The sequence below is a fragment of the Myxosarcina sp. GI1(2024) genome (assembly GCF_053543375.1).
The window spans coordinates 375125-401962 of record NZ_JBKGTY010000003.1; the positions used below are offsets into that span (position 1 = coordinate 375125).

The window sequence follows — 26838 nt, forward strand, 5'->3', positions numbered from 1 at the left end:
CCAAGCGGAAAGTTTGTGGTGGCTCTCGTTCCATCGAACGGTTTCAACATACAGCCAACCTGCTGAGTGCAATTCAATCTTGTCGTTTGCAAGGACGTTCGGTGATTACTTTTTTTCAACAGACTTTACAAGCTACAGTTGGACATTGTTCTTATCCTTCTCTTATTCCTCATGCTTGCACCTGAATCCTTACAAGTTTTAATAGTTGACGATCGAATAACAGTTCAAGAGATTTTAAAAAGCCATCTAGAAACAGAATCTTCTTTAGAAATATTAGATTGCGCTAGAAATGGACAGCAGGCTTTAAAAATTGTTGAAATTCATCGTCCTCAGATAATTTTAATGGATATAGAAATGCCCGTACTAGATGGTTTGACAGCTACTAAAATCATTTCAGAGAGATTTGTCGATTGTAATGTCATAATCATCAGTGTTCATGATGAAGAGAAAGAATTATTTAAATATTGCTTTGCAAGTCGGTGCTAAAGGATATTTATTAAAAAATACTCCAGCCAAAGAATTAATTAATGCTGTTTATTCTGCATATAAAGGTTATTTTCATCTAGGATCGGGACTATTAGCGGTACTTAAACAATTTAAACAGACAAAATAAGATAGAATACCTTTGCTGATTAACTTTAACATTATTCTAAAGCCCGATCGCACTTACTTTATGAAAGAAACTACTCCCGCAGCCATGCCTCCCTGTTTCGATAGATGAGATGGTGTCAAAAGTTTGATGATTTACTGAGAACTAAAGCGCAAAAAAGGGAATTCAGACATTATTTAGGAGGATTATTAGGGGAAAGTGAGCGAAAAAATGTATCTCAAATGGCTAAAGACGCAGTAGAGGTCACATACCACAAATTACACCATTTCTTAACTGAAGCAACTTGGTCAGCGAACAAGATAAATGAACGTCGCTTAGAAGTGATGAACAAGTGTAATCAAACGAGAATCAGTAAGGGATTTAGTCTAATTGTTGATGACTCTGGGCATAGAAAAAGTGGTAACTTTACCGCAGCAGTAGGTCGTCAATATATTGGGGAAATTGGGAAAACAGATAATGGCAATGTTGTAGTAACAACTCATCTATATGATGGCCAAAAAAGCTTACCTTTAGACATAGAACTATATCAACATGGTAATTCGTTGCCCGAAGGAAAGAAAGACAGAGAATTCAAGAAAAAACCCACCTTAGCCTTAGAATTAATCGATAAAAGTTTGAAGAGGGGATATCGACCAGGACTAGTATTAATAGATTCGTCCTATGGTAACAACACAACTGTTTTACTCGAACTGGAAAAAAAGAAATTAAAGTATATAGGAGGAATCGCTAAAAATCGTAATATTTTGGTTAAAACTCCATCAAATCAATTAGAAAAAATCAGAGTAGATGAATATGCTCAATGGTTATCTGATGAGGAATTTAAGGAGATTCAAATCCAGGGTGAAAAACCTAGAACCGTCTGGGTAGCAATAATAGAAGCAGAAATATCAAGGCTAGAAGGAATCAGAAAAATAGCTATCGTCATGAGTGCACCAATCTTTGAAGATGCTGAAGATATTGACTACTTACTCACAAATGTTGAGGGAGAAATAGTAACCGAGCAATGGATAGTTCAAACTTATGCTCAGAGAAACTGGATAGAAGTTTTCTATCGAGAAGCCAAGGGATGGTTAGGATTAAAAGAGTATCAAGTTAGAGATAAGAAGAGTTTGGAAAGACATTTTATTCTAGTTTTTTGTGCCTATACTTTTATCCTTTGGCATAAGCTTACTGGAGGTTTAAGAAGACGTTGGGCGAACAAACCTTTGGAGACATTTCCTGAAGCATTAGAAGCTTTTCGTACAGGTATATCTTATCGTTTTGTCCAATGGTTGAACCAAAATCGCGACGTATTCGTAGCTTATAAAGCTAGTTTGGGCTTTGTTTGGGCTTGATTTTTGTTTAAGTACCGTTAGAAAAGTATTTACACAAACTTGGAAAATCTCAGAACGATTTGCAAGAAATTACCCAATTAAAGACGATGATGCTCCAACAATCTCAATTGGTAAGGATTCAGGTGCAAGCATGAGGAATAAGAGAAGGATAAGAACAATGTCCAACTGTAGCTTGTAAAGTCTGTTGAAAAAAAGTAATCACCGAACGTCCTTGCAAACGACAAGATTGAATTGCACTCAGCAGGTTGGCTGTATGTTGAAACCGTTCGATGGAACGAGAGCCACCACAAACTTTCCGCTTGGTTACAGCAGTTCTCAAACATCGTTCAGCTAGATTATTGTCGGGGGGTATCTGAGGATGTGTCAGAAAATACCACCATTGCTCCGCCTTATCACGCAGCGAACGTAGCAGTTTTCCAGCTTCATGACCAGCATTCTTGAGCCAAGTCTTAATTGCGCTAGTCACTCGCCTTCGGAAATCCTCTGCCCAATCTCGATAGTGGCTTTCCTGATGGGTCTGTCGCCAAACCCGATGTTGCTTAAATGCCTCATCAATTAGAGACAGAAAGGTGGTAGCAATTTCTTGGTTATCTACCCCTTTAGTCTTTAACAGTTTTTGAAAATGACGACGTAGATGAGCCAAACACTTTTGTTGTCCTGCTACTGAATAGCCGTTGTAGACACTAAAATCGTCGCTAATCAAAACTCCATCATAGAATACTCCTAATACAGCTTCCAATTCTCTGCGTTTTCTAGTATCGCCGGCATGAAACAGGCAGAACTCTGACCCAGCTAAAACCCAGAGCCATTCTTTGACTCCTTTAACTGAGCAGGGGGTTTCGTCACAATGTAGAGGAGGATGCTCTGAATTAATCGACTTTTTCAACCCTTCAACACTGTTGATACTCGCTTGTTGTACTCGTTCGTTCATTGGTGGCAACTAAAGTTCCCCTACTAATTTCTATTGCTCCCAGTTCCCACAACAGTTCTTGCTGTTTAGCATAGGACATATGAGCATAGTTTCCCAGCCAGGAAAGTAACCCCTGTAGTCTGACTCCCAAGTCTTGACCTGGAATCATTTGGGTAAATCGCATTTTGGTATAAGGCAGAAGGCAAAAAATAATAGGTTATTAGTTTTGTTCTCTTCAACTGAAAATCACTATATATAGACTATATGTAGTAGTAAATTAGCTAGTCAATTAGGAAGATAGCTGGGGACAGAAGCAACAGCTCAATATTCAGTGTCAATTTACAGGCGCTTATCTCAAGATGTATTCAAGCGCACAGAAATTTGGTCTGATTTATGAAAATTTAAATGTTCAATTTGATACCGCGAATTGAATAATCTAATAATTCAATTGGATGTAATAAGGGAAGGTCGATTTTTCGTGCAGCTAGATGTTTTTTAATTTGTAAAGCACAGCCAGGATTAGCAGAAGCAATTAATTTAGCACCAGTATTAGCTAAATTAGCGACCTTTTGTTTACCTAGTTCGTCAGCCACTTCGGGCTGTAACATGTTATAAACTCCCGCACTACCGCAACACAAACTAGCATCAATTGGTTCTTTTAGTCTAAGGTTGGGAATTTGTCTTAATAACTGACGGGGTTGCAGACTAATTTTTTGTCCGTGGAGTAAATGACAGGCATCTTGATAAACCACTTCTAATTCGTTGGAAGTTAGGGGCGATAGTTCCGCAGTCATCTTGATTTCAGCTAGAAATTCTTGTACGTCTCTAACTTTGGCGGAAAATTCACGAGCTTTTGCTTGATACTCCAAGTCATCTGCTAAAATGTGTCCGTATTCTTTAAGAGTATGTCCGCAACCAGCCGCATTAATAATAATTGCATCGACACCCGTATCGGCAAAGCGATCGACCATTTGTTTGGCTAGAGTTTGGGCTTGGGCTTCTTGCCCTTGGTGCGCGGGTAAAGCAGCACAACATCCTTGATTTTTAGGGATGACCACTTCACAACCATTAGCTGTTAATACTCTAACCGTAGCCTCATTGACATGAGAGAAAAATAGTCTTTGTACGCAACCCAAAATAACACCGACACGATAGCGTGTTTTTCCGTGGGCGGTAATAACTTCTGGTAGATTATTGGTTACCAAAGGGTTGCTGATTTCTGGTAAGATCGCCTCCATCGCTACCAAACGAGGTGCGGCTTTCTGGAGTAGTTTGGTTTGGCGAATTAATTGAGATAATCCCAACTTTTGATATAGCCATAAAGGCACGAGTAAAGGGCGCAAGCGGTTAGGATAGGGAAATAAATTGAAGATTAAAGCTCTAACCAGTCTATCTGGTAAACTGCGGGATTGATTTCTTTCGATTTGAGGACGAGTAGCAGCGATTAATTTACCGTATTCTACCCCAGAAGGACAGGTAGTAACGCAAGCCAAACAACCCAAGCAAGAATCGAAGTGTGAGGTAGTCGTGTCATCTATGATTGCTTCACCGCGATTAATTGCATCCATTAAATAAATTCTACCTCTGGGAGAATCCATTTCTTTACCGATAACTCGATAACTCGGACAGGTAGCCAAACAGAAACCACAATGAACGCAGGTGTCAATTAGTTCTGGTTGAGGAGGATTCTTAGAATCAAAATGAGTCATTTTAGATTTTTTATAGCGGTTTTTAAATCGATCTGCCTTGAAAATTCAGCTCGGTAAGAAGCTACAAAGTTCTATTTCCCGTTGCCTATTATTAGAGGAGATAGCTTAAAAATTGCTGTAGTCATCGTACCCTCAAATCTTGCCGACAAAACGACCTGGATTTAGGCTTCGATTGGGATCGAACTTACGAGCGATCGCCTTCATAATCTCTAAAGCATTACTGGTATAACCCCAAATATCCAATTGCTGTTTGATGGCGTTAGGCGCGCTCAAAACAGTTAGAAAGCCGCCACGAACTTGGCAAAAGGAACGTAGTTCTCGAATTAAATCTATAGTCGTTCCAGTGGGTAACTGGATGTGTCCGATACCACTTCCGGCATGAATCAAAGCTAGACTTTGGCGATCACTCTGGAATAGTTTTGACAGTAAAGCTACAACTTCAGTGGGTACTATTCCTATTTTGCCAACAATTCCAGTTTCTGTGTGGGGAATACGAACGATTTTAGTCAATCCTTGCCATAGATCTAGTTCATCTCTACCGGTAAAACAAGCGACCGCTAGATTTGTCTGCTGGGCGATCGCTTTTACCTGTTCTGACTGTCGCTCGATGCTTTCGGGTATGGTTTGAAAGCGTAGTAATAAACCCATGTCATTGCCCAACTCTAGCTTGGCGATCGCCGATGCCGAAACCAAATCCATGGCGGTAGGAGTCAAACCAGAATTGCGAATAGTTTGAGTTGCTGTGGCTAAACGATCGGCATCTCCGGTTAACAGCAGTGTTGTCGAGGCTTTGGGTAGGGGGTAAGTTCGAAAAGTTGCCTGAGAGATAATTCCTAAAGTGCCATAAGCTCCAGTAAACAACTTCATCAAGTCGTAACCCGCCACGTTTTTAACTACTCTGCCTCCTGCCTTGGCAACTTGACCATCGGCGCGGACAAAAGATATTCCCAGTAGCAGATCTCGAACCCCACCATAACGCTGTCGCCAACTTCCCGTATCGGCCGTAGCAATTATGCCACCAATGGTAGCTTGTTGGGGATATACCGGGTCGAGTGGCAAAAACTGCTGGTGAACCTCTAACTTTGCCTGTAAATCGGCTAATTTCATTCCCGCCTCTACCGTAACCGTTAAATCTCCCACTGCATGTTCGATGAGGCGATCGCATTTTTGAGTGCTGACTACTAGTTGAATGTTCAAAGTTAAGTAGCCCCAGTCTAATTTAGTGCCGTTACCACAAATTAAAATTCGCCACCCCTGCTGGTGGGCTTGTTTGACGATTTCTGAGAGGATTTCTATTGTTTCGGGAAAAACCACATAAAGAGAATCGACAGGCTCGGTAATAGCTGTAGAAATTTTTTTTAGCCAAAATTCACTATTACTTAATTCGATTAATTCGGTGTCCGTACCGATTAGAGATTGCAGTTGAGTGGCGATCGCCTTATCCATTTAGATAGTTAGCTTACTTCTACGTGCGATCGATTGTCCCATTTTTTTAGCTTTAAAAAGAAGCAAAAACCCATTCAGTTAAACATCGTTGCTCTGACTCTGATTGTCGGGCAACCTAGAAAGCACAAATTGAGCGATTTTAACTATAGCTAGGATTAGTAAGACAATCACAATTCCCCCAGCGAACCAAGGTGCGGTCAAGCCTAAAACCGAGAGCGTTGCCGCCCCCAATGCTTCTACAGTAGCGATAATAAAATTACTCAGTCCCCCCGTCATTCCCGTAGAGGCAAAGCGGCTAAATCCAAACACACTTTGAATAATTCCCGCACTACCACCTCCGGCGATCGCCGCTAACGTCCATTGCACCACCGGATCGACATCGGTAAGATTGGCTGCAGTAATTACGGTACCAATACTTATCGCCAAGGGAATTGAAATGGTATCTAAAAGATTATCGATAAAGGGAAGATAATAAGCTAAGATTTCGATTGAAGTTGCCACCCCCAAGGCGATCGCCGCTTCGGGAGTACCCAGCCATTCAAATCCCGAGGATAGAGGAAAATTAGCATAAATAGCTGCCAAACTCATTGCTAAAGGTGGTACGAAAACCCGAAAGCCACAAGCCGCACTTAGAGTTATTCCCAAGCAAAGTCCTAAAATAATTTCCATAACCTGCGCTGATTCCTTGGCGATCGCTCGCCCAATAGTCTTTTACTTAAATACCGTAGCAGTTTGATGATAATGAGCCTGACAAATTTGCAGGATTCCTAGGGCAAAGGCAGATAACAACTCACTCGGCAGTTACTTGTTCGATTTGTTTAGTAGCAGTTTTTACAGTTGATGGAATACTTGGTGTCGCAGCCAATTCGGATTGCGGTTCGTCAGATTGCCAAAACCACCAATTTTTGACGTAGAGTACTTGTCGCAAGGGAGTTTTGATGGCAATTAAAAACATGCCAATCGATAGCAAACACCATACGGCAGGCCATTCATTAATATTATCGGTTAAAATGCGAGCTGCTAACGGTCCGACGAGCAGATGGTACACCGTAAATTTCCAAGAACCATAAATTAGGGGAGCGACAAATACTGGAATATAATAACCCAAAGTCAGCCATTTCAAGCCGTTCATCGGTACGTTCCAGGCAATGTGCCAATTTCCCGACACAGAACAAAGTTGACTACCACAAAGAGGTTCGTATCCAATAGTACATTTTCCAGCCCATTCAAAAGGATACAGCTTGATGGACATCAAGATCGTTCCCACAAAACACAGAGTATAGATAATCGGGGTAACTTGGTTTCTGACTTTCTCGGGAATAAATTGTAGTGCTACCGCGCTGATAAAAAACGGTTGAAAAATAATATGTAAGACTCCAAGCAGGGTAAAAATCTGATTTAGAGGCAGTTCGGGACGATCGATAACGGTATAAGTAAATGCCTGCAGCAATTCCATCAATGAGAAATAGCCGAGTGGAATCCAAAATGCTTTTTTTTCGCCTTTCCAAGCAACATATGCGGTGCTGGTCAGACCGACCGTGGCTAAGGTTGCAGATGCTTCTCCGCTCCAACACATAAATAATATCTCCTCAATTTAGCTTGAAAATTGAATTGTTGTGACCTTAAATACAGTTACTGCGATCGTGTTCGGAATAAATTAGCCAATACTCGTGAATACAGAGCAGCCTTTTCAAGGTGTCCGTTTGAGAACAATCTGGTATCGATCGCGACACTCACTCGATTATTGAATCGTATGCCTCAGACTACCACTAAGACATAGACAAAAACCACAATCTTTTTAAAATTTAATTACATCTATAAATAATCACAAATTGCTATCATGATTCGTGGCGATCGCAGCATTTAAAAATGTACTAAGGGTATGCATACTATTAATAAAAATCAATCCAAGAGCTCGTTTGATTGAGTTAAGATATTATTTCATCTTTCGTTCGAGGGAATTATTAACAATGAACCAAATCGTAAAAATATCGATAACTTTAGGAGTACTAGTTAGTGCTCCCTCGGTCATAGCAGTTCCCATCGAAACTGAGGTAACTAAAAATGAATTTTCAAATGCTTCTAACCAGATGATCGAGTTGTCTACTGCATGGGGATTTGAAATTACCAACTGTCAAGGTAATGTTGCCGAGATCGAACACGATCGTACTGGAGAAATTGCTTGCATAGTTCCCGATGAAAGAATTGATGCTGGTAAGTTTATTTATGACTCTACTAACAATAAAATTCGTCAAGTTGCTACTGATTCGACTAATACACCACAAGTTCAAACTAATAATGGCTCGACGAATACACCACAAAACGAATCGGTTGATAATGCAGCCGTAACTAAAGATCCCCGAGTAGAACAACTAACTTTTAATTTTGATAATTCTTATGATTATGGGATCTGTCTAGATGCAATTTTATTAGCCTACGAGCAGAGAGAACTAGAACTAGAAAAAATCCCTAAAAATGAATGTGCCAACAATATTTTTAGTACTTTTGGTAAAAACTTGTCCAAAGATACTACTCTTCAAATTATCAAAGCTGCAAATTTCTATGCTACCAATGTTTTAGAGGATAACTTATATCCTTCTTGGGGTTTGAGAAGAAGAATTGCGATCGACCTGGGATATATTTACGAACTCGACAAAGACAATAGCGATATTTTGAAATATGTAAATTCTAATCGTCGTAGGTAGACTCGGATTCTCTCAGTTAAGACTAGAAAATATTCTGTTTAATTTTAAATCGAATAGCAATCCTAATTGTAATCTTTTTGTCGCTAAAACTTTATGCCTCCGAGTTCTACATATAAATCTAAATTAAGTAGATCGATTGATTCTGATGTAGGTTGGAGCAGCGATAGCTTAAATTTCCCTTTTAAATAAACTCAGCTATAAAATATTGCTCCGAAGCCGAATTCTGCGATTTTGTATACCAAAATACTAAAAATACTAATTGGTAGAAAGATTATTTTGAAATATTCGGTCTAGATATCTTTTTTATGACTTTTGATAGAAAAAATTTAACTTCATTTTTTTTAATATAACCAATAGTTGAGCACACACAAACGTAATTATTCTCTATTATGACAAGTCCAAATCCTAACACAACCCCACATTACTCAGAACAATCAGAGCGTAAATACGGCGAATTCGCCACCAAGTTTCAGTTTGGTTCTAATCCTAGTGCCGAAATCTGGAACGGCAGATTAGCAATGATTGGTTTTCTCGCTGCTCTTATCGTAGAGTTAACTACAGGACAAGGCTTCTTTCACTGGCTAGGTCTAGTGTAATTAGTCGGTTACGCTTTTAGTCCTAAAAAAGTATTTATTAATTGAATAAAATATATCAACCCAAGTAACAGGTAAAACTGTACTTGGGTATTTTTTTTGATGTGAGCCTCTAACTAGCGGCGATCGCCACTAGCAATAGTAGAAAGAAACACAAGCAATCCACCCTACACTATTACTTGTACCGTGACAGTTAAGACCGTCATCACAATGGTACGCAATCGCGTCCGAATGTGAGCCTAGTTCTGGAGGTAAATGGCAATAGTATTGGTGAAGTGGATTCCCACTATCCCGTTTAAGAGATTTGTGTTTTACGTAGTTACATCCGACAACGGGATAATCTAATCAAAAGTAGCTGTGTTCACATTCAACGAATGCAAAAAGCCCTCACGGAGATGAACCTACAACTGCATCGAGTCATTAGCGATATAACTGGTAAAACTGGAATGGCAATTATCACCGCAATTTTGGCAGGAGACGGCGACCCTAATAAGTTAGCATCTTTAAGAGATGGTCGAATTAAGGCAAGCTGTAGGGATATCGCTGCTGCTTTAACAGGGGATTATCGACCTGAATTGTTGTTTATCCTCTCTCAAGAGTTACAACTTTACGAAAGTTATCAAGCTCAAATTACGGCTATCGAGCTTCAAATTGAGCAATACTTGACCACCTTTGCCCCTCAAGTCGGATGTAGCTGCTAAACCTTTGCCTCAACCCAAGCGTCGAGGCAAAAAGCAACCAGCTAATGATCCTCAATTTGATTTAGGCACTTATCTTTACCGTCTCAGTGGTGTAGATTTTACCCAAGTTGATGGAATAGGAGCTTTAACTGTTTTAGTTCTTTTGTCTGAATTAGGTTTAGACTCTTCTCGATTTCCCACAGTTAAACATTTTACTTCTTGGCTGGGTTTATGCCCTGGCAGTCGCATTACTGGTGGTAAAGTTAAAAGTTCTCAAACCCGCCATGTTGTTAATCGAGCGGCGAATGCGAAGTCGCTTAGGTGGACCTCAAGCTATCACTGCTACCGCACATAAAGCGGTGCGACCCCGCTGGGGTTTCCCCAGCATGGGAACGCGCACCAAGACAATAGCTCGTATTTTTTATCATCTTTGGAAGACTGGTGATGCTTACATCGAGCCTGGTGTCGATGCTTATGAACAAAAGTATCGCCAACGCACCCTTTCATATCTTGAGCAAAAGGCTCAGGCTCTTGGTTTTGACCTTGTTCCCCATTCCTCCAAGAGCGAATGTGTTTCTTAAGAGTAAGACGATTTACAGCGATTTAATAATTTCCTACCCAAGAAAAAACTGCTGTAAGCGATCCCACTACCCTAAATTTGGCTCGGTACAAATTCGGTACAAAATAGAATAAATAGTGACGAGCTTTTTTAACCAAAGGCATTTGAGCCGCTAAGCTCTGCTTCAAGTGCTTCCAAACGAGGCATTTCGCGCTTAAAGCTACGAATAGTATTACTATCGGTTTCAGAGCCCGAATCGACAACTCCAGCTGATTTTTGACGAGATTTTCGTTGGTATTCGTAGGCAAAATCACAATACAAAATCCATAACAAACCACACAGACCGGTTAACGAACCCGTTATCGTAGCTACAATTCCCCAGCCGACGGGTCCGAAACGATTGCAAATTTCGCTTAATAGCGCACTACTGCCTTTAGCCACGACATATGCCGTTCCTGTTGCCGCTATAGTAATTATTCCTATCTCTTTCAATACCTCAAATAATTCCTTGTGAGATAAATCCTCCTCAAAATAAATTCTCCAGATCGAGACATACATAAATATATCAGAAGCAGTCAGAGCGATTTGTTTGGGAATTTCACCTCCCAGAAGCGGAGCGGCTGCCAAAGTTCCCCCACCGACAGCATAACGGGCGATTGCACTGAGAGATTCTACTCTTTTTTTACCTAAGTTAATCATGGAAATATCGCTAAGACCGACTAATTCAATTGTATCTAGCTCATCATAGTAAGTCAGGGTTATGGTAGCGTTAAATTACTGAAGTTAGACGATTCAATTTATACCTTTGGTTAGATCCAGCATCTATAATTGAGGCAGAAAGGAAATTTAAATATTAGCTCGAAAAGAACCAAGAAGAGAAATCCAACCGATACTTAAATTACCAAGTAAATTTTTGTCGTTCACTTCTTTTGACAGAGGATTTTAGCAGCAAGCGGACAATAGATTGTAAACACTAATCTTATTTTATTTAGTGTGATTCGTACTATTCACAGGAATCCAAATGCAACTAAAACCAATCGAGCGGCAAGTAGTCGCCATCGTCGGTGCTTCTAGTGGGATCGGACGCGAAACAGCGCTTCAATTTGCCGACAGAGGAGCTAAAGTAGTCGTCTCGGCACGCAACGAATCAGGACTAAATTCTCTCGTAGCGGAAATTCAAGCTGCTGGAGGTGAGGCTAAGGCAATTCTTGCTGATGTGGCAGATTACCAACAAGTAAAAGAGATCGCCGATTATACTGTCGAGCAGTATGGACGAATAGATACCTGGGTACATTGCGCCGCTACTGGTATTCTCGCTCCTTTTACCGAAATTACTCCCGAAGAGTTCGAGAGCGTCATCGATGTTACCTTAATGGGACAGGTGTATGGAGCAATGGCAGCACTACCCCATCTCAAACGGGAAGGAACCGGAGATCCATATTTCTTCTATGGAAGGAAGAAGAGCCTTACCGCTCCAAAGTCCCTATTCCACAGCCAAACAGGGTTTAGAAGGTTTTCTCGAATCTCTGCGCATAGAACTGCAACATCAAAAAATACCCGTCAGCGTTACTAGCATCAAGCCAGCAGTAATTAACACACCCTTTTACAACCACGTACTAACTAAATTAGGAGTAAAGCCTACGGGATTACCACCTTACTATTCCCCCAAGCTAGTAGCTGAAGCCATTCTTTACACGGCAGAACATCCCACTCGTGATTTTATTGTCGGTGATGTGGGTCGAATATTAGACTTTTGTCAACGGCTCTCTCCAGAACTGATGGACGCTTTGTTATTAGCTACTGGCTTTTCAGGACAGCGTACCACAGAACCCAAAGCTATCGACGAGCCTAACAATTTGTATGCGCCAATGGCAGGATATACTCAAGTAACAGGTGATTTCGATCGCTTAACCATTCCCAGCATTTCCGACTGGCTGGCGAAAAATCCCACTATTAGGGGCAAAACTAGCGAAGCTGTTACCAAGTGCAATCTAGGCTGAAATCCATGCTACATAAGAATTTCAAAATTGCTTACCAACTACTTTTATTCTTTACCGCCTCAATTCAGAGCTTCACTTCCGAAGTAGTGAGATGGTCGCGAGAAATGTATTCGTGCGCGTATATGCGAGCGTACCGCTTCCTCACTCTTGTAAGCTCCGACCGTAAAGGAGGGAATACTGTTCACTGTTCGGCTGAAAGTCCATAAACAAAGGCTGGATCGGCAGTAAAGCAGAGTACTACTTCTCCCTCAACTGTAGTTTCAATCGGAACTGCACCGACTGTTAATTGACTGATGGTTTCTCCTTCAGAAATTCCCAGATTACTCAAATCGACAGTGGTAGTGTAAAGATGCAAATGGTCGATTACATTGCGTTCTAATGCGGGATAATTTTCCAGATTGGCTACAGAGGTTATTTGAGTGTTCTCTCGTAGCTCTTCTTTTCCGTAGTAATGCATAACGCCCAAGGGTCCCTGCGGAGTGTAGGTTTCTGGTTCGATAGTGAAGGTAGAATCGTTACTCTGTAATCTGAAGGGGTGACAAGGGAGCTAGAAAGATTGCTGGATAATAAACATAGCTCGTAGACCCCTCTGGTAAAAAGGCAGCTTATTGAGATTGAGCCACATCAATTTGTTTATCCATTCCTTCATCAAGGTAAATGAAACCAGCCAGCTACTACCATATAAACCAAGCCAAAAGTAGCTGTTGCGAGTCAAAGATTGTTTAATTTTTCGATGGCGACCGATGTATTTAGACTGACCTCGAAGGCTAAGAGTATGTCCTTTGAACACCGAGTGAGTGTAAGCAATGGCGATGAGCAAAACTAGACGAGTAAGGCGTTCAATCTGAGCTTGCGACCCCTCGAGATTGTAGCCACCTGACTTGCAATCTTTAAACATCGCCTCAATCCCTACGCGCTTTTTATAGGCTTTGACAGCTTCAGGTAAATTGGGTAAATTTGTCAGCAGATACCAGGGTTCCTTTGCCCCCATGCCTCGGTAAATACGTCGCCAATAGACCCCTAAATAAATCCCCGAAACTTGATGCAGTTGAGTGACTTTAGTTTCTTGATAAAACCGTTGGTCTCCTGGATTAACGTCTAGGTCTTTTAAGGGAGTAAAACCTAATTGAGTTACCATTATCTTCGTACTCTTTCTCTGTCGAAGCACAAAGTAGACCTGCTGCTGGGTCAGCCACTTAGCTAGTTCAACACTCTGGAATTCTCTGTCTCCTAAAATAACGATTTGGTGTTGTTTAAACAGCTTCAATACTGGACGTAATATGGCTTTTTGTTGAGCGAAGTTACTGGCTCCTTTCTTCTCTAGAAACTGCCAGTATATAGGCAAAGCTCTTTTCGCCATCACTACTCCAACCATGAACAGATTTTTATCTTGCCATTGAGTTCTATCTAAGACTAGATAAATTGTCTGGTCTGGCAAGAATTTCTTTTGAACTACTTCTTTGACTATGGGAAACCAGACTAACGAAACTGATAAAGCTGAGGACTTCAAAAACCTTTGGATTCGGCGACGACGGCTCTCATATTTAATTGGTAAAGGGAAGTATGCAGCTAGTCTTTCTATCTTTACTTGTTTGTAGGTCTGGATAAGGTATACCAGCACTTCCAAAGTAATTAGTTGGTCATCACTCAGATAACGTGAAAGATGATTGCGGTACAATTGGTTTAACATTTTTTAGGGTTCGGTCGGATTCTCAATAACTGACCGAATCTTTTTTACCATAGGTTGTCTCTGTTCCCTACACTGTCTGACTTCTCACAGGGTTGTCACCCCGTCAGCTCTGTAATAGAAGGCGATCGCCACCAGGAGAGGGAGTATTGGGACAACCAGAACTAACACTACCAGCTGGCGCGCCCATTTCTCCAACGAGCAGATCTACTCCAGGTTCATTGACTAAAGGGGGATCGAAACGAAAGGTGATTCCGTTATCATTACTACCAATATCAAAAAATACAGAGTTAACAATATTATCGCTGAGATAATTTTTTGCCTCCTGTCGTACACTATCCGAAACTGGACTACCTATGTCGCCCTCAACCTCAACGATTTCCGTTCCTGGGGACATTGGATGAGCGTAGAGAGCGGGTGATAAACCACTATTTTGATAGCCTACCAGTTCTGGTTTTTGTAAATCTCGATCGGTAAGATTTCTGACTCTCGTACCTTCGTAGATAGTGACTTCATCGAGAACCATAGCACCCGTATCGCTATCTAATGTCGTGTTGAGTAATACTCTTGCAGTTGTTTCTTCTGTCTCTGTTGGTGTTTGAGCGAAACCTTTAGTCACAAACAAAGGTGTTACTACAATTAGGGATAAAACAAGTTTTTTGATATTAGTCATAATCTGATTTAGATGAAAGGTGATTTACTGAATTACTGCTAAATGATTGATACTTTGAATAGCTAATTTTGCAGTCATAAGAATTTATCGTCCAATTTGTCCTTCTGTTCCCGTCCAAATTCGGACTATTAAATAAGGCGGTTCTCCCAGCTCTTTTCCGTTATTGAAATTTGGAGCGCGGTGCAGTTGATTAATCGACGCATAAAGCCAGGAATTTGGACCGAACCGCACGCTGTCCAGCCAAAGGAATCTTGGGTCTTGAGCTAAACGAGTTATATTTCCATCGCTAAACAGTACATCTACCGAATTCGCTGCAAGATTTGTAAAAAAATGATTTCCTTCTGCATCGGTGCTGACACCATCGGTAACTGGTTTAGACCCTACTACTTCGATAGCTGCGCCAATTTCTTCATCGTCAGCACCGTTGTGAAACAGTTGAGTAGGTACGCCATACCAAGTCAATCCTCTGACCGCACCGAAAAATAAAGTTTCTCCATCTGCCGATAGAGTAATGGGATTGAGAGGCGCACCAATTGGGATATTTTCACCGTCGGGAGTTGTAATCGTCCAGACTTTTCCCTCAACCATGACGACAACTCGCTCTTCTTTCTGTAATGAAGGATGACCCTCAAAGCGTCTTACTGTATTGCGATTGATGTCAACTGCGACAATTGCAGGACATTCGGAAGAACTATCGGCAATATAGACAAAACCACGGTCGCTATCTACTGCCAGATCTTGCATAAACTGCCCGTCTGGAAATTGTCCTGGTGCTTCCGTCTCGTTAAAGTCGTAGCTCGTTAAAGTCGTAGCGGTAGACCAGTTCGCGGGTATTAATATCGAAGGCGAGTAGTTTAGGTCTTTGTTGTTCTGAAAGCCAGTTCCCATGATCGATAACCCACAGGCGATCGCGCGAGTCAATAACCACGCCATGAGGTGTGTTAAGTACGTCAGGAATGCTACCTGGAGTAGCATTCCAAGCTTCATTGGGGAATGGCTCCCAAGTGTTATAACCCGTAACCTCTATAAGCTGTGCTTCCCCGCGTCGTCTGCCATGTACCGAAGCAAATATTCTTCCGTCACGAGAAACCGTAACGTTGCCAGGCATGATGTCGAGTTCGGCGACGATTTCTGTTTGTCCAATTTGGGCATTCTCAGTATCATTGGCAGCTAGTTCGACTGGTATTTCCGTCTTAGGAGTTGAATTCGCAACTTTCTCGATTTTTGAATAATTAGCAATGCAGACTATAAAAGCAGTCATGCAGACTCTGAAGGGGTGACAAGGGAGCTAGAAAGATTGCTGGATAATAAACATAGCTCGTAGACCCCTCTGGTAAAAAGGCAGCTTATTGAGATTGAGCCACATCAATTTGTTTATCCATTCCTTCATCAAGGTAAATGAAACCAGCCAGCTACTACCATATAAACCAAGCCAAAAGTAGCTGTTGCGAGTCAAAGATTGTTTAATTTTTCGATGGCGACCGATGTATTTAGACTGACCTCGAAGGCTAAGAGTATGTCCTTTGAACACCGAGTGAGTGTAAGCAATGGCGATGAGCAAAACTAGACGAGTAAGGCGTTCAATCTGAGCTTGCGACCCCTCGAGATTGTAGCCACCTGACTTGCAATCTTTAAACATCGCCTCAATCCCTACGCGCTTTTTATAGGCTTTGACAGCTTCAGGTAAATTGGGTAAATTTGTCAGCAGATACCAGGGTTCCTTTGCCCCCATGCCTCGGTAAATACGTCGCCAATAGACCCCTAAATAAATCCCCGAAACTTGATGCAGTTGAGTGACTTTAGTTTCTTGATAAAACCGTTGGTCTCCTGGATTAACGTCTAGGTCTTTTAAGGGAGTAAAACCTAATTGAGTTACCATTATCTTCGTACTCTTTCTCTGTCGAAGCACAAAGTAGACCTGCTGCTGGGTCAGCCACTTAGCTAGTTCAACACTCTGGAATTCTCTGTCTCCTAAAATAACGATTTGGTGTTGTTTAAACAGCTTCAATACTGGACGTAATATGGCTTTTTGTTGAGCGAAGTTACTGGCTCCTTTCTTCTCTAGAAACTGCCAGTATATAGGCAAAGCTCTTTTCGCCATCACTACTCCAACCATGAACAGATTTTTATCTTGCCATTGAGTTCTATCTAAGACTAGATAAATTGTCTGGTCTGGCAAGAATTTCTTTTGAACTACTTCTTTGACTATGGGAAACCAGACTAACGAAACTGATAAAGCTGAGGACTTCAAAAACCTTTGGATTCGGCGACGACGGCTCTCATATTTAATTGGTAAAGGGAAGTATGCAGCTAGTCTTTCTATCTTTACTTGTTTGTAGGTCTGGATAAGGTATACCAGCACTTCCAAAGTAATTAGTTGGTCATCACTCAGATAACGTGAAAGATGATTGCGGTACAATTGGTTTAACATTTTTTAGGGTTCGGTCGGATTCTCAATAACTGACCGAATCTTTTTTACCATAGGTTGTCTCTGTTCCCTACACTGTCTGACTTCTCACAGGGTTGTCACCCCGTCAGGTTTGAAGCCACTTTTCTGACACTTCAACTGCTCGTGCAATACCCGCCAAAGAAATTCTTTCTAATCAGAGCCTGTCAATCAACTCCCGTTTCTCTTGATTAACGACGATTTTTTGCGGTTTCTCTACAAATTGACGATGACATTGATTACATCTAAACCTTTGTTTTCCGTTGTGAATCCGACCATTTTTGACAATTTTCTCAGAATGGCAGCTTGGACAAGTAGGCTTTGCTCTCGAGTTATTTAAGCTCGACGTTTATTTTAGATCGTTACTTCTACAGGACTACCTTCCTTTTTTCTCTTCCTCAAGTTCCCAAGAACCTAATTAATCGAGGTGCCCTGTATTAATATTCTCCTGCTCCCACATCAATTACGACCGCCCAAAATTAGCAACTTATGCCCAAACGATCTAGAACGAAGGCATATTCCAAGGCAATTTCTTTAAGAGCTTCATAACGTCCCGATGCGCCGCCGTGTCCTGCACTCATATTGGTTTTTAGCAGCAACAGATTGTTATCGGTTTTCAGTTCTCTCAGTTTCGCTGTCCACTTTGCCGGTTCCCAATATTTAACCCGAGAGTCATTCAAACCTGCGGTAATTAACATGGCAGGATAGTCTGTAGCAGTAACGTTGTCGTAGGGCGAGTAGGATTTGATATAGTCGTAATATTCTGGCTGATTGGGATTGCCCCACTCTTCCCATTCTAAAATCGTTAGAGGTAAAGATGTATCTAAAATAGTGGTTAAGACATCGACAAAGGGGACATCGGCGACAACGGCTTTAAATAAGTCTGGACGGAGATTAATTACCGCACCTATCAGCAACCCCCCCGCACTACCACCAGAAATTACCAGGCGATCGCGATCGGTCCATTTCTCGGCAATTAAATGTTCGGCACAGGCGATAAAATCGGTAAAGGTATTTTTTTTCTGGAGGAACTTCCCATCTTCATACCACTTACGTCCCATTTCTTCTCCGCCGCGAACATGGGCGATCGCAAAAACAAATCCCCGATCTAAGAGAGAAAGACGCAGTGAAGAGAAGGTGACGGGATAAGAATAGCCGTAAGAACCATAACCAGTCAACCACAGAGGATTATTACCATTTTTGGCAATTCCTTGTTTATATACCAAAGAGATGGGAACTTTCGTACTGTCTGAAGTAGTGGCATACAATCTCTCACTAGCATAGAGAGTGCGATCGTATCCGCCTAATACTTCTGTTTCTTTTTTGAGTTCTTTTTCCCCCGTTTCTAAATCGTAATCGAAAACAGAAGAAGGAGTAACCATTGAGGTATAGGCAAAGCGAAACTTGGTAGTATCGAATTCAGGATTGTTTCCTCCTGAAAAAGAGTAAGTTGGTTCGGGAAAAGTTAGATCTCTCATTCCTCCCGTGGCTAAAGTTTGTATTCTGGCGGTAGGTAAACCTCCTTGGCGTTCGTAAATGACTAAATGATTGGCAAAGGCATCAATTTCTTCTAACATTACTTCTTCTCGATGGGGAATAATGGTTTTCCAGTTAGTTTTATCGGTGGAATTAACTGGGGTTGCCATTAACTTGAAGTTCATTGCCTCTTCGTTAGTCAGGATATAAAAGCGATCTTGATGATGTTCTAAAGAATATTCAACTCCCAACTGACGGGGTTGGAATAGTTGAAACTCGCCATCAGGATTGTCGGCATCGAGATAATGGACTTCTGAAGTAATTTGACTGCCCAATTCCAGTAAAATATAAGCACGAGAACGAGTCTTTCCTACATCTAGATAGTAGGCTTCATCATTTTCCTGGTAGACTAGAACATCCCTACTCGAATCGCTACCTAAAACGTGCCGCCATAACTGATAGGGACGATTGGTATCGTCTACTTTAGTGTAGAAAACCGTCCGGTCGTCATTACCCCAAGCAAAAGAATAATAGGTGTTGGCAATTGTTTCTGAATAAAGCTCTTTGGTAGCTAAATCGAGAAAAAAGAGCGTATACTGCTCTGCACCAGTTGTATCGGTCGAATAAGCCAAAATTTGCTGATTGGGGCTAATCGAGCTTACTCCCAAACTAAAAAACTCTTTGCCTGCGGCTAACTCATTTTGGTCTAGGAGTATTTCTTCTGCTGCGTCTAAACTCTGATATTTACGGCATAAAATTGAATAGTCTTTACCTTCTTCGGTACGAGAGTAGTAAAAGTAATCTTTAATCCGATAGGGTACGGAAAGATCGGTTTCTTTAATCCGCGAGAGCATTTCGTCATACAGGGATTTTTGCAACCCTTCCGTATGTTGCATTTTAGCGGCTGTATAGTCATTTTCAGCTTTAAGATAGGCGATAACTTGGGAATTTTCCTGTTGGCGCAACCAATAGTAGTTATCGATTCTTTTATCGCCGTGGGTTACCAATTCGTGAGGATGTTTGGCAGCAATGGGAGGAGTCGTTTGTTGAGTCATGTTTAGAGATTTTTTTCCGGCTTTGAGTTTATTTTAAAGATTAGATTTAATAATTTAGGGCGACCGCACCGAATCTAGAGTAACCACAAAAGCGATCGCCTTATCCCGGACTCCAAGAGCAATATCTCCCCTGCATTGGGTGCTGGAGACGTAATTACCGAGGCTAAAAAAATCTTCTAACAATTCGTGGCTATGAGTTCTAAACCAAGGAACTTGGGACAAATAGATAATACGATCGGTATAGAGCGGAGATCTAAATGAGCGATTGACCTGATAATAAGTAGGTTGCTTTAGCAAACAGGAGTATAAACCAGAACAAAATTAATTTTTTAGGTTAAGTCAGGATGCAGAAGAGTATATTTTTCGTAACCACAATGAATAAAATTCTTTCGTCGAACTCACGTATTTTTTAGTAATTTTTTTCTAGAGGGGTTGCAGTAGCAGAAGATGGAGGTACGAGCGAGAATGGCTCTTTTTGCTCTTAAATAAAGTGTAGGTGAAGTGGTAATTTTACTGTAAACGTCGCTCCTTGTCCTTCCCCTGGGCTTTCTGCATGTACCGTTCCGCCATGTAGCTCTACTAATTTACTAGCGATCGCCAAACCCAGTCCCAGCCCACCAGAAGAACGGGTATTCGAACTATCTGCCTGGCGAAAGCGATCGAAGACGTGGGGAAGAAATTCGGCACTAATACCTTGACCTGTATCCGCCACGATAATTCGAACGTAAGAGTTAATTCGCTCCAAGCAAACCCGAACACGCCCGCGTTTCGGTGTGAACTTAATGGCATTGCTAAGCAAATTCCAGACAATCTGCTGTAATCGTTCTGAGTCACCTAAAACATAACCCGATGCTGGATCGAGCACCGATTGCAGTTCTATATTCTTGGCATCAGCCGCAGGTCGCACCGTATTTATCGCTGCTTCAATAATTGGTAATAGTTCGACCGTTTGAACGTCGATCTTAATCTTGCCTGTAACCATGCGCGAAATGTCTAGAAGGTCTTCAATCAACTGGGCTTGAGATCTGGCGTTGCGCTCGATCGTTTCTAGGGCACGAGCGAGTGTTGCTTCGTCTTGTCTGTTAGTTCGAAGGATTTGAGACCAGCCTAAAATAGCATTTAGTGGAGTCCGCAGTTCGTGGGAAACGGTTGTCAGAAATTCGTCCTTTAAACGGTTGAGTTTCTCAGCTTCGGCTCGTGCTTCCCGTTCTCGTACCAAAAGTCGAGCACGTTCTGCTTCTGCTTGTTGACGCTGCCGAATCTCTCGTGACAATTCATCGATCTTTTGGTTGAGTAGGATAAATCGCCTACTGGCAGATTGCCTCTTGGTTAAGCGCAATAAAATTAGTGCGGGGGATTCAGGAGACCACGGACGGATAACCGCTCCTTCAGAGCGACACGAACAAGTTTTTCCGTTTTCGAGCCTCAAGGTTAAGGAACCAAGCACCATTTCTCGACTGCTGGAGCAATTGCCTAGATATTGTTTGACCTGCACGGGAGGATTGACTACTAACTCAAAGAGCATTTTTCCTAGCAGGCTCTGGAGGGGTAGCCCCAGCATTTTAGAAAATGAAGGGTTAGCAGCGATAATTTGACCGTTTCCCAAAATCAAGAGTACGGGTTCCGGCAAAAGACTGGCGAATTCGAGAAACTGTTCGGGAGTCACCCCTGGTTTCCTCCATTGAAGTATTCTCTTCCTTGACTTGCCTCTGCCTCCGGAGTAGATTTCAAATAAACCACTACCCGACAACCAGAGTCACCCTTCGCGATGGTCTCTTCTAGTTCCACCTTAGCGTATCCTAGATTATCTGCTGCAATAGAACCAAAAACATTGGAGGTCATCATACACATAGCAGGGCGATCGATGACTTTTTCGCCAAACGGGCAAACACGGTTACCTAAGACAATTTTTTCATCCGTTTGTTCGATGATATAAAAGTCACCCCGGATTCGTCGCTTCAAATCCACTAAGACATAGGCTACTTGCTCTCGCGTCAGATGGGATACCTGTAGAGCCCCTTTATAGTCGCGGTCTATTTGCCTACCCATATTTTGACCCACTACACTAATAAACCCCGAAGCTTCCTCTAAGCCTACTACATCCTGTAATGTACCTGTTAACTCTCTAATTAAGTTACGTAAAAACACATCGTGGTTGAAAGAAATTTTTAGCTCGTCGACAGGTATTTCAGACTTAAGAGAATTATTCATCGCAATATCTCGTGAATGGAGTTCGACAGAAATTTACTTACAACTATAATGTCACCAAGCAGAGTGACAGGCAATATGAGTAAACATAGAGACCAATGTCACTATTATATTTATACAAAGAACGAGTAATCGCAATTTAAGGCGATCGCGTTTAGATTTGTAACTCGTGTAGTTTGGCAAAAATTCTTCCATTGGCAAGCAAAAAACGATAATTGCCAATCACTGCTATTCTTCCTCTGTCTAGTACCATAATCCGATTTGCCTGGCGAATTGCGGAAAAGCGATAAGCACACAAATGTAGTGCGATGTTGCATTAATCTTTTCAAAGCCTCCTGAATCAGAGAGTCCGAAGCAGTATCTAAATAAGCCGTCGCCTCGTCTAAAATTAATACTCTCGGATTGCGAATTAAAGCAAGGGCAATTGCCAATCTCTGTCTTTGTCACCTCGATAATTTGAGCAACGGTCACAGGCTGCGGGTTGCGTTTGCGGAGCAAGTCGTAGACTCAGCAAGTCCGTTGCGTAGCTTCTCGCCTCGCGAGTAGGACTCGCTTGTCTCCGCAGTAATCTCTGACTCTATTTTCTTCAATTGTCGTTGCTAATTTTCTATCACTGTCCCTTCAAATAAAATTGTTTCTTGAGAGACGACGGAAATAAAACGTCGATAGGTTCTTTTGTCGAGAGTATTCAAATCTAGACTGTCGAGTAAGAGGAATCAGCTTAATCATTTCAATCAAACGAGCCGACATACTTTCCATCTACTGACGCAGAACGTAATTGCGTTTTGATATTGGCTACAATTAAGGATCTGAGCCACTCAGGGCTGTGTTCGATCGAGTAAAATACTATCGAACAACCCAGATTACTAAAATCGTGAGGATAGAGGTCGATTAAAGTCCGTCAAGGGCGATCGCTTTGATATTTAGTACCGCAGAATAAAGAAATAGACATCCGACTTATAGGAAACGCTTGCGATCGCAATTATCTTTAATTTGTAATTGTTTTGCGTCGCCTAAGTCTGGAAAGCCTATTTTTACCAACGAAAATTGCTGCCAAAGAGAAGCGATCGATCCAAGCTCAATGGAAGCTCGACGGCGATCGCCCAATTTGCTACAACAGCAATTCTTGATGATATATAGCAGACAAGGGTATTTTCTCAACCCTCGATCCTGCTGCGAAATTTTATGCAGATTGCTTACTACCCATTTGTTCGACGGCGTTACGGGTAAAGTTAACTCGTTCTTCAAAATCAAGCTTTTTAATCATCTCGACGAACTCATTTGTCTGTTCGGGCAAACTGTAGTCATCGGGAACGTTAATAATAGTACCTTCTTCCATTCCGCGAGCTAGTAACAGCCAAAATTCCAATGCGCCACTAGGACTTAGTGCACCATATTCGCGACTAATGGCTGTGTCTTTGCGATTGACAATGTCTCTTTGAGCCTCTAGTTGCTCTTCTTGAGACATAGCTTTAACATTGTCGAACACACTGTTACCGATCGCTTCGACATCAGAAGCAGGTGCGGGGCTTAAGTTGTCTTTAATATCTAGATAACCATACCACAGCAAAGCAAGCTTAGTATCGGCATCGAATTTGTTGAATTCGTTAAGGGGTTGTTTGATACTTTCAAGAGTTGTATAAGTCATAAAATACCTCCGAATTAATTCATCGACTTAGCGAGCACTTGTTTATCTTTACTTCGCCAGTCGTTGTTTTTACTTTCTTTACATAGCTTAGTGAAGTAATGTTAAGAAACTAATGAACCAGAGATAGACATCGGCGCCGAAATTAAACTGGAAAATTCTGTCACCAGATAGAAGAGAAGCACTCTGTCAGCTTTAACGGCAATTATGGACGTAGAGAACGAAGTCGAACCAAAGAGCTTATCACGAGACTACTCGATCCTTTCCTGTAAGTAAGTTTGTAAGAGATTATCGAGTTTTTCTTCAGGACAGCATTCAATTAACGCTTCAAAAACTTCTAGTAATTTTGCCGCACTGTCTCCTAAAATTGGCGTAAGTCCCCAAACATCTTCTACCCATTCTCGGGGTTGGCGATCGTCAAAGATTAGGCGTTCTAAAACTTGCTTGGCTTCAGCTTTGGAAATAGTCATAAGAATTAGCTAAGAGATTGCTGTGGTTTATTGTAATTAAACATGCAAATTAACATTGATTGGTATAACCCCTGGTCGATTGCTTCGATCTTAAATACGGTACTTTTGGCGATCGCCTGGATCTCCTCGAAAAAGTTATTGACCCCTGCTGGTTACGTTCATGCCTGGATCTTGGGCGTATTGGTTTGGGCAACTTTAGGCTGGCGGGGATATGTAGTAGTAATGTTCTACTTTTTAGTCGGTTCGCTGGTAACTCGCATCGGCATGACCGAAAAAGAGGCACGGGGAATTGCCGAAAAACGCTCGGGAATGCGAGGTCCCGAAAATGTTTGGGGTTCGGCATTGACGGCAGCGATTTGTGCGGTAGCGAGTTTATTCTATGCTGCTCCAATTAAAGAGTTATTAATTCTGGGTTACGTAGCCAGTTTTGCCACCAAGCTTTCCGATACTACCGCTAGTGAAGTCGGTAAAGCCTACGGCAAGCATACTTTTTTAATTACTACCCTAAAACCAGTCCCCCAAGGTACGGAAGGAGCGGTAAGTTGGGAAGGAACCATAGCAGGATTCGCGGCTTCTTTGGTTATTGCCTCACTAGCCTGGTCAATTGGCATCATCGCTCCCATTGGTGTGGTCTGGTGTGCAATCGCGGCATTAATTGCCACTACCATTGAGAGTCTAATCGGTGCGACGCTGCAGTCTCAATTTACTTGGCTGAGCAACGAAGTGGTTAACTTTATCAATACGACAATTGGTGCGATCGCGGTGATCGGCTTGGCACTCATCTATACTCAACTGAATATCTTGCAATAAAATTAAATTATCTATTAATGGCGGCGATGGAGAGATAGTTAAAATTAAATTTAAGTATAGACTGATAAATATATGACAGAATCTGCCCAACCGATTCCTCCAATTATCTTACCGCCCATACAACACCCAGATGTGGAAGCTCAGTGGCTCAAGCAGTCTTTACATCATTGGTTAGATACGGAGTTCTTACCAGAGAAGATCAATGAAAAGATCGCCACTAGAGCTTCAGAAATTTTCGTTCGCCAGCGTTTGGAAGGGGAAAACGATCTGGGTTCTTTGGTGATTGCCATTGTTACCGAGATGCAAGCTTTTGATTTTAGTCGTAGTTTTTATAGCGAGTTTGCGATCGCCAATGCAGTTAGCGATCTAATTTTAGACAGTCTCGGTATCGATCGCTGTTGTGGGGAGTAGTTATTTTAACCATTTCATAGGCTATATTGGCAAATGATGATTCGCCGAGTTGAACTGTGTTATCTAGAAGAAAGTTTTTTTCCCTTACAGGAGTAGGAGTAGCAGGAGGTTTACTCGCCGAACCTCTTAAAAAGCTTTATCTGAGGGCAGATCGCGGAAAATCTCTGGTCACTAATAAATTTGGACTACTAAAAGCAGATCCTCGGGGAATCTTAGACTTACCCGCAGGTTTTCAGTATCGCATTCTCTCTCCCGTCGGCGAAACCATGAATGACGGACATCTCGTACCCAACCATCACGATGGCATGGCGGCTTTTGCAGACAAAGATGGCGCGACTATTCTAGTCAGAAATCACGAACTCCATCCCTTGCAAGCCAGAAATACTCTAGCTGAAGATCTTCCCCAATACGATCGCCTGTGTCCTGGCGCCACTACTACCCTAGTTATCGATCCTCACAATCGACTCAAACGACATTATCTTTCCCTGGCTGGAACTAGTCGTAACTGTGCGGGAGGAACGACTCCCTGGGGTTCTTGGATCAGTTGCGAGGAAGTAACTACTACCCCGTATCCGCCACCAAACTATAGCATCGAAGAGAGCGAAGCTCGTTGGGGTCAGGTATCTCGCAAACACGGCTATAACTTTGAAGTTCCGGCAAGGGGGGGATTAGCCCAACCAGTACCTCTAACTGCTATGGGCAGATTCCATCATGAAGCGATCGCCACAGATCCCCAAACGGGTTACATTTATCAAACAGAAGATAGCACCGATAGCTGTATCTATCGGTTTCGACCTTATAAAGCAGGCAATTTGGCAGCAGGAGGAACTTTAGAAGCTTTGGCGATCGCCAAGTTGCCTCAAGTAGATACGGGAATGAATTTTCCCGTCGGCGAACCCCAACCAGTTACTTGGGTGAGATTGGAAGATGTCGATCCCGAACACGATACCCTACGCTATGAGGCTCAATCTAAAGGTGGAGCCATTTTTAGAAGAGGGGAAGGAATGTGTTATGCAAGGGGCGATTTCTACTGGACTTGTACTAATGGAGGTCGAGCGGGTGTGGGACAAATCTTTCGCTACAGTCCCGCTACAGGAACCCTCGAACTATTCGTCGAGTCTCCAGGTAAGAGTGTCCTAGACTACCCCGATAATTTAACTCTAGCACCTTTTGGCGATCTGATCGTCTGCGAAGACGGTAGAGGCGAACAGTTTTTAGTGGGAATTACTCCAGAGGGCAAATACTATAAATTCGCCCGTAATGCTTTAAATAGTAGTGAATTTGCTGGTGTTTGCTTTTCTGCTGACGGAAAGACTATGTTCGTTAATATCTATAATCCAGGCATGACTTTAGCAGTCTGGGGAGAGTGGTAGGATCGGTCGGGCTTTTGTTAATCTGTTTTTAAAGTAAA

General features: G+C 42.0%; 25 protein-coding genes and 7 pseudogenes. 12 read left to right on the forward strand and 20 right to left on the reverse strand.

Features of this window, described 5'->3' with window-relative positions; genetic code table 11:
* The 3 genes and pseudogenes from ACLFKQ_RS15340 to ACLFKQ_RS15350 form a co-directional block, all read left to right on the forward strand.
* Positions 1 to 185 (forward strand): annotated as a pseudogene (locus ACLFKQ_RS15340) (IS66 family transposase); the annotation flags it as partial.
* Positions 172 to 486: a response regulator gene (locus tag ACLFKQ_RS15345; protein WP_449000669.1), complete on the forward strand. Its 315-nt coding sequence runs from the start codon at positions 172 to 174 to the stop codon at positions 484 to 486. The pseudogene ACLFKQ_RS15340 and the gene ACLFKQ_RS15345, both read left to right, overlap by 14 nt.
* 187 nt (positions 487 to 673) lie before the next feature.
* Positions 674 to 1944: pseudogene (locus tag ACLFKQ_RS15350) on the forward strand (IS701 family transposase).
* 118 nt (positions 1945 to 2062) lie between these two features.
* On the opposite strand, the pseudogene tnpC reads toward ACLFKQ_RS15350, so the two are convergent.
* The 5 genes and pseudogenes from tnpC to ACLFKQ_RS15375 all read right to left on the reverse strand — a co-directional run.
* Positions 2063 to 3020 (reverse strand): annotated as a pseudogene (gene tnpC / locus ACLFKQ_RS15355) (IS66 family transposase); the annotation flags it as partial.
* Positions 3021 to 3255: 235 nt separating this feature from the next.
* Positions 3256 to 4563: a (Fe-S)-binding protein gene (locus ACLFKQ_RS15360; RefSeq protein WP_449000670.1), complete on the reverse strand. Its 1308-nt coding sequence runs from the start codon at positions 4561 to 4563 to the stop codon at positions 3256 to 3258.
* Positions 4564 to 4695: 132 nt separating this feature from the next.
* Positions 4696 to 6009, reverse strand: coding sequence for an FAD-binding oxidoreductase (locus ACLFKQ_RS15365; RefSeq protein ID WP_449000671.1), 1314 nt, complete (start codon positions 6007 to 6009; stop codon positions 4696 to 4698).
* A 78-nt stretch (positions 6010 to 6087) separates the two neighbouring features.
* Complete coding sequence (locus ACLFKQ_RS15370) at positions 6088 to 6678, reverse strand: DUF4126 domain-containing protein (protein WP_449000672.1); 591 nt, start codon at positions 6676 to 6678, stop codon at positions 6088 to 6090.
* A gap of 121 nt (positions 6679 to 6799) precedes the next feature.
* The gene (locus ACLFKQ_RS15375; RefSeq protein WP_449000673.1) at positions 6800 to 7585 is read right to left on the reverse strand and encodes a DUF5765 domain-containing protein; all 786 of its coding nucleotides are present in this window, start codon (positions 7583 to 7585) and stop codon (positions 6800 to 6802) included.
* Between the two features lie 394 nt (positions 7586 to 7979).
* On the opposite strand from ACLFKQ_RS15375, the gene ACLFKQ_RS15380 reads away from it, so the two are divergent.
* The 5 genes from ACLFKQ_RS15380 to ACLFKQ_RS15400 all read left to right on the forward strand — a co-directional run bounded on the left by ACLFKQ_RS15380 (position 7980) and on the right by ACLFKQ_RS15400 (position 10568).
* Positions 7980 to 8714 carry a hypothetical protein gene (locus ACLFKQ_RS15380; RefSeq protein ID WP_449000674.1) on the forward strand — a complete coding sequence of 245 codons (735 nt, stop codon included), beginning with the start codon at positions 7980 to 7982 and terminating at the stop codon, positions 8712 to 8714.
* Positions 8715 to 9103: 389 nt separating this feature from the next.
* Positions 9104 to 9310 (forward strand): chlorophyll a/b-binding protein, encoded by a 207-nt coding sequence (locus ACLFKQ_RS15385; protein ID WP_449000675.1) that lies wholly within the window; start codon positions 9104 to 9106, stop codon positions 9308 to 9310.
* A gap of 371 nt (positions 9311 to 9681) precedes the next feature.
* Complete coding sequence (locus tag ACLFKQ_RS15390; RefSeq protein WP_449000676.1) at positions 9682 to 10008, forward strand: hypothetical protein; 327 nt, start codon at positions 9682 to 9684, stop codon at positions 10006 to 10008.
* A 4-nt stretch (positions 10009 to 10012) separates the two neighbouring features.
* Complete coding sequence (locus ACLFKQ_RS15395) at positions 10013 to 10342, forward strand: IS110 family transposase (protein ID WP_449000677.1); 330 nt, start codon at positions 10013 to 10015, stop codon at positions 10340 to 10342.
* Positions 10242 to 10568, forward strand: coding sequence for a hypothetical protein (locus ACLFKQ_RS15400; RefSeq protein ID WP_449001063.1), 327 nt, complete (start codon positions 10242 to 10244; stop codon positions 10566 to 10568). Before ACLFKQ_RS15395 ends, ACLFKQ_RS15400 begins: the two co-directional genes overlap by 101 nt.
* Positions 10569 to 10696: 128 nt before the next feature.
* Here the strand turns inward: ACLFKQ_RS15400 and ACLFKQ_RS15405 are convergent, their stop codons facing one another.
* Complete coding sequence (locus ACLFKQ_RS15405) at positions 10697 to 11245, reverse strand: hypothetical protein (protein WP_449000678.1); 549 nt, start codon at positions 11243 to 11245, stop codon at positions 10697 to 10699.
* A gap of 322 nt (positions 11246 to 11567) precedes the next feature.
* Between ACLFKQ_RS15405 and ACLFKQ_RS15410 the strand changes: the two are divergent.
* Positions 11568 to 12546: pseudogene (locus tag ACLFKQ_RS15410) on the forward strand (SDR family oxidoreductase).
* 181 nt (positions 12547 to 12727) lie between these two features.
* Here ACLFKQ_RS15410 and ACLFKQ_RS15415 read toward each other — a convergent pair.
* The 14 genes and pseudogenes from ACLFKQ_RS15415 to ACLFKQ_RS15480 all read right to left on the reverse strand — a co-directional run bounded on the left by ACLFKQ_RS15415 (position 12728) and on the right by ACLFKQ_RS15480 (position 24206).
* On the reverse strand, positions 12728 to 13003 hold the full coding sequence (locus tag ACLFKQ_RS15415) for a hypothetical protein (protein WP_449000679.1): 276 nt from the start codon (positions 13001 to 13003) through the stop codon (positions 12728 to 12730).
* 90 nt (positions 13004 to 13093) lie between these two features.
* A complete protein-coding gene (locus ACLFKQ_RS15420) occupies positions 13094 to 14236 on the reverse strand; it encodes an IS4 family transposase (RefSeq protein ID WP_448998311.1) in 1143 nt (380 codons plus the stop codon).
* Between the two features lie 103 nt (positions 14237 to 14339).
* Positions 14340 to 14906: a hypothetical protein gene (locus tag ACLFKQ_RS15425; protein ID WP_449000680.1), complete on the reverse strand. Its 567-nt coding sequence runs from the start codon at positions 14904 to 14906 to the stop codon at positions 14340 to 14342.
* 84 nt (positions 14907 to 14990) lie between these two features.
* On the reverse strand, positions 14991 to 15650 hold the full coding sequence (locus tag ACLFKQ_RS15430; protein WP_449000681.1) for an L-dopachrome tautomerase-related protein: 660 nt from the start codon (positions 15648 to 15650) through the stop codon (positions 14991 to 14993).
* Positions 15651 to 15690: 40 nt separating this feature from the next.
* Positions 15691 to 16167 (reverse strand): L-dopachrome tautomerase-related protein, encoded by a 477-nt coding sequence (locus tag ACLFKQ_RS15435; protein WP_449000682.1) that lies wholly within the window; start codon positions 16165 to 16167, stop codon positions 15691 to 15693.
* Positions 16168 to 16194: 27 nt separating this feature from the next.
* A complete protein-coding gene (locus tag ACLFKQ_RS15440; protein ID WP_448998311.1) occupies positions 16195 to 17337 on the reverse strand; it encodes an IS4 family transposase in 1143 nt (380 codons plus the stop codon).
* A gap of 109 nt (positions 17338 to 17446) precedes the next feature.
* A pseudogene (locus ACLFKQ_RS15445) lies at positions 17447 to 17671 on the reverse strand (IS1/IS1595 family N-terminal zinc-binding domain-containing protein); the annotation flags it as partial.
* Positions 17672 to 17831: 160 nt separating this feature from the next.
* Positions 17832 to 19883, reverse strand: a complete 2052-nt coding sequence (locus ACLFKQ_RS15450; RefSeq protein WP_449000683.1) for a S9 family peptidase — start codon at positions 19881 to 19883, stop codon at positions 17832 to 17834.
* A 54-nt stretch (positions 19884 to 19937) separates the two neighbouring features.
* Positions 19938 to 20189, reverse strand: a pseudogene (locus ACLFKQ_RS15455) (poly(ADP-ribose) glycohydrolase domain-containing protein); the annotation flags it as partial.
* A 193-nt stretch (positions 20190 to 20382) separates the two neighbouring features.
* Positions 20383 to 21549 (reverse strand): annotated as a pseudogene (locus ACLFKQ_RS15460) (ATP-binding protein); the annotation flags it as partial.
* Positions 21546 to 22094, reverse strand: a complete 549-nt coding sequence (locus tag ACLFKQ_RS15465) for a methanogen output domain 1-containing protein (protein ID WP_449000684.1) — start codon at positions 22092 to 22094, stop codon at positions 21546 to 21548. The gene ACLFKQ_RS15465 and the pseudogene ACLFKQ_RS15460, both read right to left, overlap by 4 nt.
* A 954-nt stretch (positions 22095 to 23048) precedes the next feature.
* Positions 23049 to 23252 carry a hypothetical protein gene (locus tag ACLFKQ_RS15470; RefSeq protein WP_449000685.1) on the reverse strand — a complete coding sequence of 68 codons (204 nt, stop codon included), beginning with the start codon at positions 23250 to 23252 and terminating at the stop codon, positions 23049 to 23051.
* 22 nt (positions 23253 to 23274) lie between these two features.
* Positions 23275 to 23739, reverse strand: coding sequence for an orange carotenoid protein N-terminal domain-containing protein (locus ACLFKQ_RS15475; protein WP_449000686.1), 465 nt, complete (start codon positions 23737 to 23739; stop codon positions 23275 to 23277).
* Positions 23740 to 23987: 248 nt separating this feature from the next.
* The gene (locus ACLFKQ_RS15480; RefSeq protein WP_449000687.1) at positions 23988 to 24206 is read right to left on the reverse strand and encodes a hypothetical protein; all 219 of its coding nucleotides are present in this window, start codon (positions 24204 to 24206) and stop codon (positions 23988 to 23990) included.
* Positions 24207 to 24248: 42 nt separating this feature from the next.
* Between ACLFKQ_RS15480 and ACLFKQ_RS15485 the strand changes: the two genes are divergently transcribed.
* The 3 genes from ACLFKQ_RS15485 (at position 24249) to ACLFKQ_RS15495 (ending at position 26800) form a co-directional block, all read left to right on the forward strand.
* A complete protein-coding gene (locus ACLFKQ_RS15485) occupies positions 24249 to 25016 on the forward strand; it encodes a TIGR00297 family protein (RefSeq protein ID WP_449000688.1) in 768 nt (255 codons plus the stop codon).
* Between the two features lie 72 nt (positions 25017 to 25088).
* On the forward strand, positions 25089 to 25427 hold the full coding sequence (locus ACLFKQ_RS15490; RefSeq protein ID WP_449000689.1) for a hypothetical protein: 339 nt from the start codon (positions 25089 to 25091) through the stop codon (positions 25425 to 25427).
* 56 nt (positions 25428 to 25483) lie between these two features.
* Positions 25484 to 26800: an alkaline phosphatase PhoX gene (locus tag ACLFKQ_RS15495; RefSeq protein WP_449000690.1), complete on the forward strand. Its 1317-nt coding sequence runs from the start codon at positions 25484 to 25486 to the stop codon at positions 26798 to 26800.
* Positions 26801 to 26838 lie beyond the last annotated feature (38 nt).

Bases quoted from the DNA above. Each gene is read 5' to 3' on its own strand.
- ACLFKQ_RS15435 (WP_449000682.1), bottom strand. From the start codon at position 16,167: ATGACTGCTTTTATAGTCTGCATTGCTAATTATTCAAAAATCGAGAAA.
- ACLFKQ_RS15465 (WP_449000684.1), bottom strand. From the start codon at position 22,094: ATGAATAATTCTCTTAAGTCTGAAATACCTGTCGACGAGCTAAAAATT.
- ACLFKQ_RS15405 (WP_449000678.1), bottom strand. From the start codon at position 11,245: ATGATTAACTTAGGTAAAAAAAGAGTAGAATCTCTCAGTGCAATCGCC.
- ACLFKQ_RS15345 (WP_449000669.1), top strand. From the start codon at position 172: ATGCTTGCACCTGAATCCTTACAAGTTTTAATAGTTGACGATCGAATA.
- ACLFKQ_RS15440 (WP_448998311.1), bottom strand. From the start codon at position 17,337: ATGTTAAACCAATTGTACCGCAATCATCTTTCACGTTATCTGAGTGAT.
- ACLFKQ_RS15450 (WP_449000683.1), bottom strand. From the start codon at position 19,883: ATGACTCAACAAACGACTCCTCCCATTGCTGCCAAACATCCTCACGAA.
- ACLFKQ_RS15490 (WP_449000689.1), top strand. From the start codon at position 25,089: ATGACAGAATCTGCCCAACCGATTCCTCCAATTATCTTACCGCCCATA.
- ACLFKQ_RS15370 (WP_449000672.1), bottom strand. From the start codon at position 6,678: ATGGAAATTATTTTAGGACTTTGCTTGGGAATAACTCTAAGTGCGGCT.
- ACLFKQ_RS15365 (WP_449000671.1), bottom strand. From the start codon at position 6,009: ATGGATAAGGCGATCGCCACTCAACTGCAATCTCTAATCGGTACGGAC.
- ACLFKQ_RS15360 (WP_449000670.1), bottom strand. From the start codon at position 4,563: ATGACTCATTTTGATTCTAAGAATCCTCCTCAACCAGAACTAATTGAC.
- ACLFKQ_RS15385 (WP_449000675.1), top strand. From the start codon at position 9,104: ATGACAAGTCCAAATCCTAACACAACCCCACATTACTCAGAACAATCA.
- ACLFKQ_RS15425 (WP_449000680.1), bottom strand. From the start codon at position 14,906: ATGACTAATATCAAAAAACTTGTTTTATCCCTAATTGTAGTAACACCT.
- ACLFKQ_RS15375 (WP_449000673.1), bottom strand. From the start codon at position 7,585: ATGTGTTGGAGCGGAGAAGCATCTGCAACCTTAGCCACGGTCGGTCTG.
- ACLFKQ_RS15415 (WP_449000679.1), bottom strand. From the start codon at position 13,003: ATGCATTACTACGGAAAAGAAGAGCTACGAGAGAACACTCAAATAACC.
- ACLFKQ_RS15480 (WP_449000687.1), bottom strand. From the start codon at position 24,206: ATGACTATTTCCAAAGCTGAAGCCAAGCAAGTTTTAGAACGCCTAATC.
- ACLFKQ_RS15420 (WP_448998311.1), bottom strand. From the start codon at position 14,236: ATGTTAAACCAATTGTACCGCAATCATCTTTCACGTTATCTGAGTGAT.
- ACLFKQ_RS15485 (WP_449000688.1), top strand. From the start codon at position 24,249: ATGCAAATTAACATTGATTGGTATAACCCCTGGTCGATTGCTTCGATC.
- ACLFKQ_RS15475 (WP_449000686.1), bottom strand. From the start codon at position 23,739: ATGACTTATACAACTCTTGAAAGTATCAAACAACCCCTTAACGAATTC.
- ACLFKQ_RS15380 (WP_449000674.1), top strand. From the start codon at position 7,980: ATGAACCAAATCGTAAAAATATCGATAACTTTAGGAGTACTAGTTAGT.
- ACLFKQ_RS15390 (WP_449000676.1), top strand. From the start codon at position 9,682: ATGCAAAAAGCCCTCACGGAGATGAACCTACAACTGCATCGAGTCATT.
- ACLFKQ_RS15430 (WP_449000681.1), bottom strand. From the start codon at position 15,650: ATGCAAGATCTGGCAGTAGATAGCGACCGTGGTTTTGTCTATATTGCC.